Origin of the sequence: Nocardioides sp. LHG3406-4, assembly GCF_049897745.1 — a bacterium.
In the GTDB taxonomy this organism is placed as follows: domain Bacteria; phylum Actinomycetota; class Actinomycetes; order Propionibacteriales; family Nocardioidaceae; genus Nocardioides.
In genome coordinates this window covers 296,220-311,544 of record NZ_JAFCWV010000005.1, presented here as the reverse complement: position 1 = coordinate 311,544, position 15,325 = coordinate 296,220, and the positions used below count along the sequence as shown (strand labels likewise).

The 15,325-nt window shown below is 71.7% G+C and carries 15 protein-coding genes; 11 read left to right on the top strand and 4 right to left on the bottom strand.

Annotated features, from left to right (window positions below; genetic code table 11):
• The first annotated feature begins 25 nt into the window (after positions 1-25).
• Positions 26-532 (top strand): hypothetical protein, encoded by a 507-nt coding sequence (locus ACP7BP_RS18280; RefSeq protein WP_426246663.1) that lies wholly within the window; start codon positions 26-28, stop codon positions 530-532.
• A gap of 6 nt (positions 533-538) precedes the next feature.
• On the opposite strand, the gene ACP7BP_RS18275 is transcribed toward ACP7BP_RS18280, so the two are convergent.
• Positions 539-1,429: a TIGR01777 family oxidoreductase gene (locus ACP7BP_RS18275; protein WP_426246662.1), complete on the bottom strand. Its 891-nt coding sequence runs from the start codon at positions 1,427-1,429 to the stop codon at positions 539-541.
• Between the two features lie 74 nt (positions 1,430-1,503).
• On the opposite strand from ACP7BP_RS18275, the gene ACP7BP_RS18270 reads away from it, so the two are divergent.
• Positions 1,504-2,583, top strand: coding sequence for an SGNH hydrolase domain-containing protein (locus ACP7BP_RS18270; protein ID WP_426246660.1), 1,080 nt, complete (start codon positions 1,504-1,506; stop codon positions 2,581-2,583).
• A gap of 65 nt (positions 2,584-2,648) precedes the next feature.
• Here ACP7BP_RS18270 and sucB read toward each other — a convergent pair whose 3' ends face one another.
• Positions 2,649-4,526 carry a 2-oxoglutarate dehydrogenase, E2 component, dihydrolipoamide succinyltransferase gene (gene sucB, locus ACP7BP_RS18265; RefSeq protein WP_426246659.1) on the bottom strand — a complete coding sequence of 626 codons (1,878 nt, stop codon included), beginning with the start codon at positions 4,524-4,526 and terminating at the stop codon, positions 2,649-2,651.
• A 49-nt stretch (positions 4,527-4,575) separates the two neighbouring features.
• Complete coding sequence (gene lpdA, locus ACP7BP_RS18260; RefSeq protein ID WP_426246657.1) at positions 4,576-5,952, bottom strand: dihydrolipoyl dehydrogenase; 1,377 nt, start codon at positions 5,950-5,952, stop codon at positions 4,576-4,578.
• 144 nt (positions 5,953-6,096) lie between these two features.
• On the opposite strand from lpdA, the gene ACP7BP_RS18255 reads away from it, so the two are divergent.
• A complete protein-coding gene (locus ACP7BP_RS18255) occupies positions 6,097-6,456 on the top strand; it encodes a hypothetical protein (RefSeq protein WP_426246656.1) in 360 nt (119 codons plus the stop codon).
• Here ACP7BP_RS18255 and ACP7BP_RS18250 read toward each other — a convergent pair.
• Positions 6,453-7,970, bottom strand: a complete 1,518-nt coding sequence (locus ACP7BP_RS18250) for a leucyl aminopeptidase (protein WP_426246655.1) — start codon at positions 7,968-7,970, stop codon at positions 6,453-6,455. The genes ACP7BP_RS18255 and ACP7BP_RS18250 overlap by 4 nt on opposite strands.
• A gap of 40 nt (positions 7,971-8,010) precedes the next feature.
• On the opposite strand from ACP7BP_RS18250, the gene gcvT reads away from it, so the two are divergent.
• The 8 genes from gcvT to ACP7BP_RS18210 all read left to right on the top strand — a co-directional run bounded on the left by gcvT (position 8,011) and on the right by ACP7BP_RS18210 (position 15,320).
• Complete coding sequence (gene gcvT / locus ACP7BP_RS18245; RefSeq protein ID WP_426246654.1) at positions 8,011-9,132, top strand: glycine cleavage system aminomethyltransferase GcvT; 1,122 nt, start codon at positions 8,011-8,013, stop codon at positions 9,130-9,132.
• Positions 9,132-9,386, top strand: coding sequence for a hypothetical protein (locus tag ACP7BP_RS18240; protein WP_426246652.1), 255 nt, complete (start codon positions 9,132-9,134; stop codon positions 9,384-9,386). The genes gcvT and ACP7BP_RS18240 overlap by 1 nt, the downstream gene beginning before the upstream one ends.
• Positions 9,387-9,391: 5 nt before the next feature.
• A complete protein-coding gene (locus ACP7BP_RS18235; protein ID WP_426246650.1) occupies positions 9,392-10,195 on the top strand; it encodes an aminoglycoside adenylyltransferase domain-containing protein in 804 nt (267 codons plus the stop codon).
• A 183-nt stretch (positions 10,196-10,378) separates the two neighbouring features.
• Positions 10,379-11,341: a hypothetical protein gene (locus tag ACP7BP_RS18230; RefSeq protein ID WP_426246649.1), complete on the top strand. Its 963-nt coding sequence runs from the start codon at positions 10,379-10,381 to the stop codon at positions 11,339-11,341.
• An 84-nt stretch (positions 11,342-11,425) separates the two neighbouring features.
• Positions 11,426-12,235 carry a thymidylate synthase gene (locus ACP7BP_RS18225; protein WP_426246647.1) on the top strand — a complete coding sequence of 270 codons (810 nt, stop codon included), beginning with the start codon at positions 11,426-11,428 and terminating at the stop codon, positions 12,233-12,235.
• Positions 12,225-12,734, top strand: a complete 510-nt coding sequence (locus tag ACP7BP_RS18220) for a dihydrofolate reductase (protein WP_426246645.1) — start codon at positions 12,225-12,227, stop codon at positions 12,732-12,734. The genes ACP7BP_RS18225 and ACP7BP_RS18220 overlap by 11 nt, the downstream gene beginning before the upstream one ends.
• On the top strand, positions 12,731-13,624 hold the full coding sequence (gene dapA / locus ACP7BP_RS18215) for a 4-hydroxy-tetrahydrodipicolinate synthase (protein WP_426246643.1): 894 nt from the start codon (positions 12,731-12,733) through the stop codon (positions 13,622-13,624). The genes ACP7BP_RS18220 and dapA overlap by 4 nt, the downstream gene beginning before the upstream one ends.
• Before the next feature lie 10 nt (positions 13,625-13,634).
• Positions 13,635-15,320, top strand: coding sequence for a ribonuclease J (locus ACP7BP_RS18210; RefSeq protein ID WP_426246642.1), 1,686 nt, complete (start codon positions 13,635-13,637; stop codon positions 15,318-15,320).
• Positions 15,321-15,325: the final 5 nt, after the last annotated feature.

The following is a 15,325-nucleotide window of genomic DNA, read 5'->3' as shown; positions in this document are numbered from 1 at the left end:
CGGCGCTTGCGTGCAGAGTGGAGCCGTGCTCGCTCGCAGACTGGTCGTCGGCAGCGCCGTCCTGGCGGCGCTCAGTGTCCTGCTCGTGGTGACGGTGTGGTGGGCCACCGCGGGCGGCGACGACCCCGCTGCGCCGGCGCCGACCGGTGCGCGGAGCAGGCCGCCCAGCGCCGTCGCGACCCTCGCCTCGTGGGACGGGCGCCGGGCCCGGGCCTGGGCGGCGGGAGACGTGGAGGCGCTGGGGCGTCTCTACGTCCCCGGTTCGCGCACGGGGCGCCGCGACGCAGCCATGCTCCGCGCGTACGTCGACCGGGGGCTGCGGGTCCGCGGGCTGCGCACCCAGGTGCTGCGGGCGCGGGTGCTGCGCCACGACGGCCGGGCCCTGGTGGTGTCGGTGACCGACCGGATGCGCGGAGCGGTGGCCGTGGGTGAGGACCAGCGCATCGCCCTGCCGACCGACCGGGCCAGCACCCGCGAGGTGACCCTGCGGCTCGTGGCCGGCTCGTGGCTGGTCGACGAGGTGCGCGAGTGAGCGGGCTCAGCCCAGTGCGGTGGCGATGACGTCGCGGACGTCCTCGTCGAGGAAGTCATAGCCCGCCCGCTCGAGGGCCTTCGGCCTGGCGTTGATCGAGCCGAGCACCTCGGGCGCCATGGCCCCGGCAGCCGGGCGGATCAGCCATGACGGCGCCGTCAGCCGGCACCGTCTTCCGACTGCGTCGGCAAGCGCCTCGGTGAACTCGACGTTGGTGGGCGTGTCGGGGCAGCACAGGTTGAACGGGCCGTCGACGTCGTGTGACTCCGCCAGGAAGGACACGCCGCCGACCCAGTCGCGCAGGGAGATGACCGGGAAGTGCTGGGTGCCCGAGCCCAGGCGCACGCCGAGCCCGGCCCGGAAGATCGGGAGCAGCTGCTTCATCGGTGCGTTGCGCCGGTCTATCACCGGTGCGGTGCGCAGCACGCACACGCGGGCGCCGGCGTCGCGGGCGGGCAGGGTGGCTTCCTCCCAGGCCCTGCTCACCCTGGTGAGCAGGGCTTCACCACGAGGGTCGGCGTCCTCCTCGAGGGGCTCGCTGCCGTGGTCGCCGTAGTAGGAGATGCCGTTGCCGGCGAGGAAGCGCGGGGGCTCGTCGGCGGCTGCGATCGCCTCGGCCAGCACCCGGGTGGTCGTCACCCGGGACTCGAGCACCCGACGAGCCCAGCTCCGCGAGTGCGGGTTGCCCGCCGTGGGGGAGCCGGCCAGGTTGATGACGACGTCCACCCCCGAGACCACCTCGGGTCCGAGCGCGCCGACGTAGGGGTCCCAGCGTCGCTCGGCGGGCTCGCGTGGCTCGTGACGGACCAGGGGGGTCACCGTGTGCCCGTGGCGGCGCAGGGACGCAACGAGACGGGAGCCGAGAAAACCGGACGACCCGGCGATGACCACGTGCATGTTGCAACCATGTCACGGGTCCGGTTGGCACCACCTGGATCAGCCACGCGGACCTGCGTGAGAGGGTGAAGCGCGTGCCTGCCCGACCTTCGCCAGTACGCCGCGTGCTGGTCACGCTGCTCACGGTCCTGGTCGTCCTCCTCGCCGGCTGTACGGGCGACGACCCCGACGACGACCACGACGGGGGCCGCCCCAGCGAGGCGGAGATCGTCCGGTCCCTGCCCGACGCACGGGCCGTCGAGTCGGCGGTCAGGTCGGCCGCGACGAGCTCGTCGAAGGTGCCCGAGGACCTGGTGCCCCAGCCCGGCCTGATCGGCAAGTACGGCTCGCTCGACAACCTGGAGCAGCGCTGCGCACACGACTACGGCTACGTCGCCATCGAGGTCCTGTGCACGGTGGGTGACCTCTCGGCGAAGCGGTCGATCCTGCTGTGGGGAGACTCCCGGGCAGCCATGTGGATGCCCGCCCTGTCGCGGGTGGCCGAGCAGACCGGCTACCAGCTGACGGTCGTCAGCAAGCTGGGGTGCCCGCCGCTGCTCGGCGTGACTCCGTGGCTGTCTGCGGAGTCCCGCCCCTACACGGAGTGCAGGGCGTTCAACGAGCAGGTGCCGGTGGTCGTCGACGACTTCGTCAGGCCGGACATCGTGATCCTCGCGGGGGGCGTGCGTCAGTTCGCCGTGGCCGAGGACGGCCGACGCCGGCCTCTCGGTCAGGGCAACCTCGACAACACGTGGACACCCGACCCCGAGGCCGACCAGCTCTGGCAGGACGGGCTCGACCGCTCCCTCGCCTCGCTCGACGACAGCGGTGCCGAGGTCTTCGTACTCGGGGAGGCGCCGTACCCCACCCAGGACGCAAGCGTCTGCCTGGCCGAGCACGAGGACGCTGTGCAGGAGTGTGCGGTCGCGCGCGAGACCGGCGTGTACGACGAGCACGACGAGGCCGTGCGGGCGACCGCCGAGGACCACGGGGCGACGTACGTCTCGCCCCTGCCGTGGCTGTGCGACGACGAGGTCTGCCCGGCCGTGGTGGACGACTACGTGGTCTACCGCGACACGTTCCACCTGAACCGGGAGTACGTGCGGCGGATCAGCCGGGCGCTCGGCGCGGCCATCGGCCTCGACGAGTGGTCCGCCTTCGACCCCGACGACTGACCTGTCACGACGCGAGCCCCGGACCCACGTGCTGGGTCCGGGGCTCGCTGTCGGTCAGGTCCGGGTCAGACGTCGAACTGACCGGCCTCCAGGCGCTGCTTGACCTCGGTGAGGTAGCGAGCGGCGTCGGCGCCGTCGACCAGGCGGTGGTCGTAGGTCAGCGCGAGGTAGACCATCGAGCGGACCGCGATCGTCTCGCCCAGGTTGGGGTCGTCGATCACGACGGGCCGCTTCACGATCGAGCCGGTGCCGAGGATCGCGACCTGAGGCTGGTTGATGATCGGCGTGTCGAACAGCGCCCCTCGGCTGCCGGTGTTGGTCAGCGTGAAGGTGCCGCCCGACAGCTCGTCGGGCGTGATCTTGTTGCTGCGCGTGCGCTCGGCCACGTCGGCGATCTTGCGCGCCAGCCCGGCGATCGACAGGTCGCCGGCCTCCTTGATGACCGGAGTGAGCAGCCCCTTCTCGGTGTCGACCGCGATCGCGAGGTTCTCGCGGTCGAAGTAGGTCACCTCGCCCTTCTCCGTGTCGATCGTGGCGTTCAGCGACGGGTGCTGCTTGAGCGCGTCGATCGCGGCCTTGGCGAAGAACGGCATGAACGACAGCTTCACGCCCTCCCGGGTCGCGAAGTCGTCCTTCACCGACGCCCGCAGGCGGGCGATCGTCGTCACGTCGACCTCGACGACCGTGGTGAGCTGGGCACTCACCTGAAGGGACTCGACCATCCGCTTCGCGATGACCTTCCGCAACCGGGAGAGAGGCTCGGTCTTGCCTCGCAGCGGGGAGGGCGAGGACGACGGCGCCGGGGCCGCCGACGCGGCGGCGGGTGCGGCGGCTGCCGGGGCCGCCTCCGGAGCGGGTGCCTTCTTCGCGGCCGCCGCGTCGAGGACGTCCTGCTTGCGGATCCGGCCCCCGACCCCGGTGCCGGTGACGGCGGCCAGGTCGACGCCGTTCTCCGCGGCCATCTTGCGGACCAGCGGGGTGACGTAGCTGCTCTGGTCTCCCGAGCCGTCCGCCGCGCGGGGTGCCGCGGACGGTGCGGCCTCGGCGGCAGGCTGCTGCGTGGGCGCCTGCTCGGGCTCGGGCTTCTTCTCCGGCTCGAGCTCCGGCTCGGGCTCGGGCTCCACCTGCTTCTGCTCGGGCTCCGGCGTCTTCTCGGGCTCGGGCTCTGCCTGCTTCTGCTCGGGCTCGGGTGCGGACTCCTGCTGCTGGCCGGCGTCGCCGGAACCGATCACGGCGAGCTCGGCCCCGACCTCGACGGTCTCGTCCTCGCTGACCTTGATCTCGAGGAGCTTGCCTGCCACGGGCGAGGGGATCTCGGTGTCGACCTTGTCGGTGGAGACCTCCAGCAGCGGCTCGTCGACCGCGACGTCGTCGCCGACCTGCTTGAGCCAGCGGGTGACCGTGCCCTCGGTGACCGACTCGCCCAGCGCGGGCAGGGTGACCGACGTACCACCACCACCACCACCACCGGAGGACTTCTGCTCCGCAGCGGGCGCCTCCTGCTCGGGCTCGGCCTGCTCGGGCGTCTCCTGCTCGGAGGGGGCCTCGCCGGAGGAGTCGCGCTGCTCGGCGTCGGCCTCGGCGGCCTCCTGCTCGACGTCCTGGCCGCCACCGGCCTCGCCGTCGCCGCCGGACGCCTGCTCACCCGACTGGTCGCCGGACTCGTCGCCGGACTCGTCGGAGGAGCCGGCACCCCCGGACTCGCCCTCCTCGCCCACGACGGCCAGCACGGCACCGACCTCGACCGTGTCGTCCTCGTTGGCCTTGATCTCGAGGAGCGTGCCCGCCACGGGGGAGGGGATCTCGGTGTCGACCTTGTCGGTGGAGACCTCCAGCAGCGGCTCGTCGATCGCGACGGTGTCGCCGACCTGCTTGAGCCAGCGGGTGACGGTGCCCTCGGTGACGGATTCGCCGAGTGCGGGGAGAGTGACTTCGGAGGCCATGGGGTTCCTGTCGTCTAGGAGGCGGTCGGTCAAAAACTAGGGGGTTGGATCAGGCGTGTGCGTGCAGCGACTTGCCGGCCAGGGCCAGGTGGGCCTCGCCGAGAGCTTCGTTCTGGGTCGGGTGGGCGTGCACCAGGGGAGCGACGTCGTCGGCGTGGCCCTCCCAGTTGTAGATGAGCTGGGCCTCGCCGATCAGCTCGCCGACGCGGTCGCCCACGAGGTGGATGCCCACGACGGGGCCGTCCTTGCGGGCCACCAGCTTGACGAAGCCCTGGGTCTTGAGAATCTGGCTCTTGCCGTTGCCCCCGAGGTCGAAGGTCACCGTGGTGATCTCGTCGCCGTACAGCTCGCGCGCCCGGTCCTCGTTGAGACCGCACGAGGCGATCTCGGGATGGGAGTAGGTGACCCGGGGGATGCCGGCCTCGTCGATCGGCGTCGGCTCGAGACCGGCGATCTCCTCGGCGACGAAGATGCCCTGCTGGAAGCCACGGTGGGCGAGCTGGAGGCCCGGCACGATGTCGCCGACCGCGAAGACGCCGTCGACGTTGGTGCGGCAGCGCTCGTCGGCGAGCACGAACCCGCGCTCCATCGCGACGCCCTGCTCGGCGTACCCGAGACCGTCGGTCGTCGGCCCGCGACCGACTGCGACGAGGAGCAGCTCCGCCTCGATGACGTCGCCACCCTCGACGGTGACCGCCACACCGGTATCGGTGACCTTGACGCTCTGGAAGGGAGTGCCGGTCCGGAAGGCGATCTTGCGCTTGCGGAAGGCGCGCTCCAAGGCCTTCGACGACGCCTCGTCCTCGACGGCGACCAGACGCGGCAGCGCCTCGACGATGGTGACGTCGGCACCGAAGCTCTTCCAGACGCTGGCGAACTCGCAGCCGATCACGCCACCGCCCAGCACGATCGCCGACGCGGGCACCCGGTCGAGCCGCAGTGCCTGCTCGGAGGTGATGACCCGCTCGCCGTCGATCTCGAGGCCGGGCAGCGTGCGGGAGTAGGAGCCGGAGGCGAGGACGACGTGCTTTCCGGAGTACGCCGTGCCGTCGACGGTCACGGTGCGCGGGCCGGTCAGCGTGCCCTCACCCTCGATGACGGTGATGCCCCGGCCCTTGATGAGCCCGGTGAGTCCCTTGAAGAGGCGGTCGACGACGCCGTCCTTGTAGGCGTTGACGCCCGCCATGTCGACACCCTCGAAGGTGGCCTGCACGCCGAACTGCGACGCCTCGCGGGCGGAGTCGGCGATCTCGGCGGCGTGGAGCAGCGCCTTGGTGGGGATGCAGCCGATGTGGAGGCAGGTCCCGCCGAGGTTGCCCTTCTCGACCAGCCCGACGGACAGACCGAGCTGGGCCGCGCGGAGGGCACACGAGTAACCACCGGACCCGGCGCCGAGAATGAGTACGTCGAATTCGGCCTCGGCCACGCTGGGTCCTCCCCTTGCTGCACTTGCGCTCGCGACATCCGCACTGCTCGATCGTCGGGTCTTGGCTGCCCGCGGACCCATCTTCGCACTCTTTGTGAGGCTGTCGACACCCGGATGTCCCCAACCAGTTGGCACACTGTGCCCATGGGTTTGTTCAGCCGATTTCGACGCGGAGCGCGGATGCGCCGTCCGGGCCGCGACACCGCGCGCACCGGGTCCACCACCGTGCGCGCATCCGACGCGACCGATGCCCGGCACCTCGACGAGTTCGTGTCCGCGCGGCGGGGCGTCGAAGGGTTCGTCGAGCCCCGGACCGCTGTCAGCGACGTGACGCTGCTGCTCGTCGCGCACGACGGTGAGTGGACGCGGCGACGCGTGCCCTCCGTCGAGTGGGCGCACGCGTTCTGCAACAAGCGCCAGGTCCCGTCGTACGACGCCGCGGTGGTGGGCGTCCCGCAGCGGATGCGGGACTACAACCGCCGCCGCAAGGCCCAGGGGCTCTAGCCCCGCTCGTCCGCGAGCGCGGCCGCGAACTCGACCAGGGTGGTGACCCCGAAGCCGGTGCCGCCATGGGTCCAGTGGCCGACCGGGCCGCCGGAGAGGTAGGCCGGACCGGCGATGTCCAGGTGCGCCCACGGCAGGCCGTCGGTGAACTCGCGCAGGAACGCGCCCGCGAAGAGGCCGCCGCCCCAGCGCACCCAGTCGTGCTGGGCGAGGTCGGCCACCTTGCTGCTGTGGATGCGCTCCTCCATGTCCTCGGGGATCGGCATCGGCCAGTGCGCCTCGCCGGCCCGCGCCCCGGCCGCGAGCACGTCATCGACGATCCCGTCGGTGCCGATCACCCCGCCGACGCGTTCGCCGAGAGCGAGCACCATGTGGCCGGTCAGCGTCGCCGCGTCGAGGAGCACGTCGGGCTTCGCCTCGGTGGCCATCACCAGCGCGTCGGCCAGCACCAGGCGACCCTCGGCGTCGGTGTTGAGCACCTCGACGGTGGTGCCGCCGTACATCGTGAGCACGTCGCCGGGTCGCACCGACGAGCCGGACACCATGTTCTCCGCCATCGGTGCGAAGGCGGTCACCTTGACCGGCAGGCCGAGCGCGGCGATCGCGAACGTGGCCTGGAGCACGGCGGCCGCGCCGGCCATGTCGCACTTCATGGTGGTCATCCCGCTGGCCGGCTTGATCGTCAGGCCGCCCGAGTCGAAGGTGATGCCCTTGCCGACCAGCGCCAGGTGCCGCGTGGCGCCCTTGGGGGAGTAGGTGAGCCTGACCAGGCGAGGGGGCGCGTCGGAGCCGCCTCCGACGGCGAGGATGCCGCCGCAGCCCAGCTCGGCGAGCTGCACCTCGTCGAGCACCTCGAGCTTGAGCTTGGGGGCACCGCGACCCTTGGTGGCCGCCTTGTGCGCGACGGTGACGGCGTCGGCGAACTTCTCCGGAGTCAGGTCGCCGGGCGGCTGGTTCACCCAGTCTCGGGTGGTGGCGACGGCGGCGGCGAGCACCTGGGCCTTCTCGAAGGCGCCGATGGCCTCGGCCTTGCGTGCGACCGGGGAGATCACGACGACGTCGCTGGCCTTGAGCTGGTCGTCGCCCTTCGAGGACGACTTGTAGGCAGTGAAGGAGTAGCCGCCGAGCAGGTGGCCCTCGGTCGCGGCGGCGACCAGCCCAGGCTCGTCGGCAGGCAGCGCGATCGCCACGGTCGAGGCGTTGGGCACGCCCCGGGCGGCCACCCCGGCCGCGCGGCGTACGGCGGTGGCGTCGACGTCGGAGCCGAGCCCGACGAGCACGAGGAGCGGTGCGTTGACGGCGCCGTTGCTGGGCACCCGGTGGCACTCGCCGGCCTTGCCCTTCACGCCCAGTGACGCGAGCAGGGGCCGCAGCTTGCGGCCGTAGGCCTTGGCGACCTCCTCGGCCCCCGCAGCCAGCTCGGGCCCCTTGCTGGTCGACCGCACGCCGATCACCAGGGCGTCGGCGCGGGTCTTGGCGGGGTTGGCTGCTCGGAGCGTGTAGGTCGTCGTCACCGAGGCAGGATAGCCACTGCGCTGCGGTAGGTTCGGCCGCATGGCGCAGACGTCCGACCTGAAGCAGTCCCCGTTGCACGACCGCCATGCGGCTCTCGGCGCGAAGTTCGCGGAGTTCGGCGGCTGGTCGATGCCGCTGGAGTACTCCTCCGGAGTAGTCAAGGAGCACACCGCGGTCCGGGAGAGCGTCGGCATCTTCGACGTCTCCCACCTCGGCAAGGCGATGGTGACCGGGCCGGGCGCGGCCGCGTTCGTGAACGCCACCCTCTCCAACGACCTGGCCAAGATCCGTCCGGGCAAGGCGCAGTACACCCTGTGCTGCGACGACGCGACCGGCGGCATCGTGGACGACCTGATCGCCTACTACCAGGACGACGAGCACGTGCTGCTCGTGCCCAACGCCGCCAACACGGCCGAGGTGGTGCGCCGGTTGGAGGCGGAGGCACCCGAGGGCGTCCAGGTGATCGACCACCACGACGACTACGCCGTGCTGGCGGTGCAGGGCACGAAGTCCGACGAGGTCCTCTCGCGCGTCGGCCTGCCCGTGGGCCACGAGTACATGTCGTTCGTCGAGGCCGAGTTCGGCGCGAGCGGCGGCCCCGGCGTCGTCGTGTGCCGCACCGGCTACACCGGCGAGCGCGGCTACGAGCTGATCGCCGCCAACGACATCGCCGGCGAGCTGTGGGACCAGCTGCTGGCGGCGGGCGCGGAGTTCGGGATGCTGGCCTGCGGGCTCGGGTCACGCGACACGCTGCGCACCGAGATGGGCTATCCGCTCCACGGCCAGGACATCACCGTCGACGTCACGCCCAACGAGGCCGGGCTCGGCTGGGCCGTCGGGTGGAAGAAGGAGACGTTCTGGGGTCGGGACCGGCTGGTCGCCGAGAAGGAGTCCGGCCCGAAGCGCAAGCTGCGCGGGCTGATCGCGGTCGACCGGGGGATCCCGCGCCCGGGGATGAGCGTGACGCTCGTCGCCGACGTACCGCTCTGCGACATCACCTCCGGCACGTTCAGCCCGACCCTGAGGAAGGGCATCGGGATGGCACTGGTCCCGACGATGGTCAACCCGGACGCCGAGCTCGGTGTGGACATCCGGGGCCGGCGCGAGATCTTCGCCCTCACGAAGCTGCCGTTCGTCGACCCGTCAGTCAGGGAGGCCTGATGCTGCCCGACCAACCGCCCACCTTCCGCCCGCCCAGCCCGGCCGAGCGGCCCTGGCACTGGGCCCTGCTCGACGAGGCGGGTCAGGAGGTCGCCGTCGACGAGGAGTACGCCGGCGCGCGCTTCACCAGCCAGGCCGACGCCGAGTCCTGGGTCGGGGAGTTCTGGGCGGAGCTGGCCGAGCTCGGGGTCGACGCGGTCACTCTCTACGAGCTCGACCGTGCCGTCTACGGGCCGATGTCGCTGCACGCCTGACCGGGGTGACGGGCGACCTCGCGCGGCTCCCCGCGCAGGCGGCCGCCGTGTGCACGACCTGGCTCGGCTGCCTCGACGCGACCGTCCCGGGGCTGGTGTCCGGCCTCTACCTGCGCGGCGGGCTGGCGCTCGGCGAGTGGCTGCCCGGGCAGAGCGACGTCGACTTCGTGGCCACACTGGTGCGGCGGCCCGACCGCGTTGACCTAGCCCTTCTGCGCTCCGCCCACGAGGCGGTGCTGGCCGCTCATCCCATGATCCCGTTCGACGGCCCCCACCTCCTCGCGAGCGACCTGGGCAACGATCCCGAGGTGTGCCCGGACGTGCCGTGCACGCTGGGTGGCACCTTCTACCCCGAGGGCAGACAGGGAGTCGACCTCGTCACCTGGCACGAGCTGGCCAGCGGCGGCGTGACCGTGCGCGGCCCGGCGATCGACGGCCTAGGCGTGTGGACGTCGCCGGAGCGGCTGACCGCGTTCACCAGCGGCAACCTCGACACCTACTGGCGCAGCACCGCCGAGGCGCTCGCAGCCATGCCGTCGGAGGGGGAGGCCGAGGAAGCGTGCTGCTGGTGCGTGCTGGGTGTCGCACGCCTGGACCACCTGCTCGTCACCGGCGAGATGACCACGAAGTCGCGGGCCGGCCGCTGGGGGCTGACGCACTACCCGGCGCGGTTCCACCGGGTGCTGCGGGAGGCCCTGCGCATCCGCGAGGGCGGGGCCGACCAGTACCCGGGCGAGGCGAAGTCTCGGGCACGGGACACCGCCGACTTCACGGCGTACGTCGTGGCGGGCGGCACGGAACCGTCGTGATGGCCGCGCTCTGCGAGCTACGACCACCTCGTCGATGGCGTCGTCGAGGCGCCGTTGATCTGGGTGTGGAACAGTGTCGAGGGCTGACGCGAGACGCGGGACGTGCAGCCCGCATCCCATCCTCGGGCTCGTCGGTGACGAACCCCTGACGCATCGAGTCCGAGGGCCCGAGGGAGATGGCATTTGGCTGCGCTGGCTGACTTCACGTCGTTCGTGCAGGCGCGCTGGCCGGTGCTCGTGCGCTCGCTCGTCGGCGCGGGCGTCGAGGTGGGGAGGGCCGAGGCCGTCGTGGCCGGTGTGCTGGCACGGCACCGGAGCGGCTGGGCCCGGCTGGCTCGCGACGAGGACGCCGACCTGCGCGTGTGGGCCGACGTTCGCGCCGCCGCGGGGTTGGCGGCCGACCCGGGAGCGGTCGCCCCGGTGCTGCACGACCCCGCGTCGATCGAGCACACGGTGGAGGTGGCGGTGAGCCCCGACCCGTTCGGGCTGATCGACGAGCAGGCCGCCCGACGGCGGCGTGCCGTCCTGCGCCGGCTCGCGGCCGCCGCGGCCGCGTGCGTGATGGTGGGCTGCTACCTGGCGTGGGCCACCACCCGCACCCCGTCGCCCGACGTGGACGACGAGGCCAACCCCGCACCCGTGCCGTGGTACGCCGAGGGCCGGCTGCACCTCGCCGCGGTGTCCGTCGAGCTGCCCGCTGTGGAGTCCTTCGCGCCGGGCGGGACCGGTGAGGTCGTCTTCCGCGACAGGCGGGGCCAGTGGCACTCGATCGACGGCGACGGTGACGTGACGGAGGCCTCGGCCCCCACCGACAGTGAGAGCGTCGACGCGGGCGTCCGGTCCTCGCTCGACGGCCGCTACATCGTGCGGATCGGCACCGACGGCGCCCGCGTGTACGACGCCAGTCGCGGCCAGCTGATCGACTCCGGGCTCGGCACCGACGTGCGGGTGCTCGATGCGGCCTTCGCAGACGACGGATCGGTGACCTACGTGCTGAGCAACGTGGTGGAGAAGCGCCCGGCAGACACTGGCGTACGACTCTCCGAGACCGGCACCCAGGTGCTGCGCACGTGCACCTTGGACCCCGTCGAGTGCCGAGACCTGGTCCGGGTGTCCGGCACCTCCGGGACCCTGCGGTTGCGGTGACCGGCCCGAGACGCGCTGCGATCGGCTCCGGTCCTCCGGCGAGGGTCGCCCGGGACGTCCCCGCGGCGTCGTAGGCTGGCGGTCGTGAAGGCTTACCTCGACCTCCTCCAGCGGATCCTCGACGAGGGAGTGGAGAAGACCGACCGCACCGGCACCGGAACCCACTCGGTCTTCGGCCACCAGATGCGCTTCGACCTGCGTGCCGGCTTCCCGCTGGTGACCACGAAGAAGGTGCACACCCGCTCGGTCTTCGGTGAGCTGCTCTGGTTCCTGCGCGGTGACACCAACGTGAAGTGGCTGCAGGACCGCGGCATCACCATCTGGGACGAGTGGGCTGACGCGAACGGCGACCTGGGCCCGGTCTACGGCCACCAGTGGCGATCCTGGCCCACGCCCGACGGCCGGCACGTCGACCAGATCAGCCAGGTCATCGACCAGCTCCGCACCAACCCCGACAGCCGCCGGCACATCGTCAGTGCGTGGAACGTCGCCGACATCCCCGACATGGCGCTTCCGCCCTGCCACACGATGTTCCAGTTCTATGTCGCTCCTCAGACCGACGGGCCGGGGCGGCTCAGCTGCCAGCTCTACCAGCGCAGCGCCGACGTGTTCCTCGGCGTGCCCTTCAACATCGCGTCGTACGCCCTGCTCACCCACATGGTCGCGCAGGTCACCGGCCTCGAGGTGGGCGACTTCGTGCACACGATGGGCGACGCGCACCTCTACTCCAACCACGTCGACCAGGCCCGCCTGCAGCTCACCCGCGAGCCCCGCCCCCTGCCCACCCTGACGCTCGACCCGCGGATCAGGGAGATCGACGGCTTCGACCTCGAGCACATCGCGCTCGAGGGCTACGACCCGCACCCTGGCATCAAGGCCCCCATTGCCGTCTGAGCGTCGGGTCACCCTGATCGCGGCGTACGCCGACAACCGCGTGATCGGCGACCACGGCCGGATCCCGTGGCACATCCCCGAGGACTTCGCCCACTTCAAGGCCGAGACCCTCGGGCACACCCTCGTCATGGGCAGGCTGACCTTCGACTCGATCGGTCGTCCGCTGCCGGGCCGTCGCACCATCGTGGTGACGCGCAACCGCTCCTGGGGCGCCGACGGCGTCGAGGTCGCGCACGGTCTCGGCGAGGCTCTCGCGCTGGCCGCCGACGACGAGGTGTACGTCGCCGGGGGCACGCAGATCTACGACCTGGCCCTACCGCTGGCGACCCACCAGATCCTCACCGAGGTCCATCTCTCGCCGCCCGGCGACGCCCACTACCCGGAGCTCGAGGCGGGGGAGTGGCAGGAGACGCGGCGCGTCACGCGACCGGATCTCGACTGGGTCTGGCTGGTCCGGGTCCGGGGTCCGCAGGCCCCGGCCGATAGCCTAGAAGCATGAGCCTGCCTGCCGCGCCGTTCGGCCGCGTCCTGACCGCGATGGCCACCGCCTTCGCCGACGACGGCTCGGTCGACCTCGACGCGACCGCCCGGATCGCCGCGCACCTGGTCAAGCACGGCCACGACGGCGTGGTCGTGAGCGGCACGACCGGTGAGTCTCCGACCACCTCCGTCGAGGAGGACGGGCAGATCCTGCGCGTCGTCAAGGAGGCCGTCGGCGACCGCGCGAGCGTGGTCGCCGGAGTCGGCACCAACGCCACCGCCCACTCGGTCGAGCTGGCCCGTCAGGCCGCCAAGCTCGGCGCCGACGGGCTGCTGCTCGTCACGCCCTACTACAACAAGCCCGGTCAGGCCGGCCTGCTCCACCACTTCCGCAGCGTCGTCGAGGCGTCCGACGTCCCGGTGATGCTCTACGACGTGCCGGGGCGCACCGGCACCACGATCGCCCTCGAGACCTACGAGCAGGCGGTCGCATGGCCGCAGGTGGTGGCCGTCAAGGACGCCGTCGGCGACTACGCCCGCGGCGTGCGGCTGCGCGGGCTCGGGCTGGCCGTCTACTCCGGCGACGACATCGCGAACCTCGGCTGGCTGGCGCACGGCGCGTGCGGAGTCGTCTCCGTGGTCGGGCACGTGGCCGGCGACGCGACGCGGGCCATGGTCGACGCCTTCGACTCCGGCGACCATGCCGGGGCCCTCTCCATCTTCACGCGGCTGCTCCCCGCGATCGACGCCGTCATGGGCGCCGACAACTACGGAGCCACCACCGCCAAGGCAGCACTGCAGCTGCTCGGCGTGCTCGACAACCGGAACGTGCGAGGACCGCTCGTTCCTCTCGACGACGACGAGGTCGCCGCCCTGCGTGCCGGCCTCGCGGCGTCCCATCTGATCTGAGGAGTACCCCTTGTCCCACCCCCATCCCGAGCTGTCCGCTCCGCCCGAGCTGCCGAAGGGTGGCCTGCGGATCATCCCGCTCGGAGGCCTCGGCGAGGTCGGGCGCAACATGACGGTCTTCGAGTACGACGGTCGCATGCTCATCGTCGACTGCGGCGTGCTGTTCCCCGAGGACCACCATCCCGGGGTCGACCTGATCCTGCCCGACTTCGACCCCATCCGGGACCGCCTCGACGACGTCGAGGCGCTGGTGCTGACCCACGGCCACGAGGACCACATCGGCGCCACGCCGTACCTCCTGCGCGAGCGCGGTGACATCCCGCTCGTGGGCTCGAAGCTGACGCTGGCGCTGCTCGACGCCAAGCTGCGAGAGCACCGGCTCAGGGAGACCGTGCATCACACGGTCGAGGCCGGCGACCGGATGTCGCTGGGTCCCTTCGACCTCGAGTTCGTCGCGGTCAACCACTCGATCCCCGACGCGCTCGCGGTGGCGATCCGCACCGGCGCCGGCCTCGTCCTGCACACCGGCGACTTCAAGATGGACCAGCTTCCCCTCGACGGCCGGGTCACCGACCTGCGCGCCTTCGCGCGGCTGGGGGAGAAGGGGGTCGACCTCTTCCTCACCGACTCCACCAACGCCGAGGTGCCCGGCTTCACCACCCACGAGAAGGACATCGGGCCGGTGCTCGACCGGGTGTTCCAGAAGAGCGAGCAGCGCATCATCGTCGCCTGCTTCGCCAGCCACGTTCACCGCGTCCAGCAGGCCCTCGACGCCGCCGTCGAGCACGACCGCAAGGTCGCCTACGTCGGCCGCTCGATGGTGCGCAACATGCAGATCGCCAAGGAGCTTGGCTACCTCACCGTGCCGGCCGGCGTGCTCGTCGACGCCAAGCAGCTCGCCGACCTCCCGCCCGAGCGTCAGGTGCTCATCTCCACCGGCTCGCAGGGCGAGCCGCTGTCTGCACTCAGCCGGATCGCGCAGCGCAACCACAACTTCGTGCACATCGAGGAGGGCGACACCGTCGTCCTGGCCAGCTCGCTGATCCCCGGCAACGAGAACGCCGTCTACCGCGTCATCAACGGCCTCGCCCGCTGGGGCGCCAACGTCGTCCACAAGGGCAACGCCCTGGTGCACGTCTCGGGGCACGCCAGCGCGGGCGAGCTCCTCTACTGCTACAACATCGTCAAGCCGCGCAACGTGCTGCCGGTGCACGGCGAGATCCGCCACATGCGGGCCAACGCCGACCTGGCGCGGGCGACCGGGGTCGAGAACGTCGTGATGGCCGAGGACGGTGTGGTCGTCGACCTCATCGACGGCGTGGCGAGGATCGCCGGCAAGGTCGCCTGCGGGTACGTCTTCGTCGACGGGTCGAGCATCGGCGGCATCACGGAGTCGTCGCTCAAGGACCGGCGCATCCTGGGCGAGGAGGGCTTCATCTCGGTGATCGTGGTCATCGACTCGGTGACCGGCAAGGTCTCCGGCGGGCCGGAGATCCATGCCCGCGGCTTCGCCGAGAACGACTCGGCCTTCGACGCCGTGAAGCCGGCCATCATCGAGGCGCTCGACCGGGCCGTGGCCGAGGGCGTCACCGACACCCACCAGCTCCAGCAGACCGTACGGCGCGTGGTGGGCCGCTGGGTGAGCCGGGCACACCGGCGCCGGCCGATGATCATTCCGGTCGTCATCGAGGCGTAGCAGTT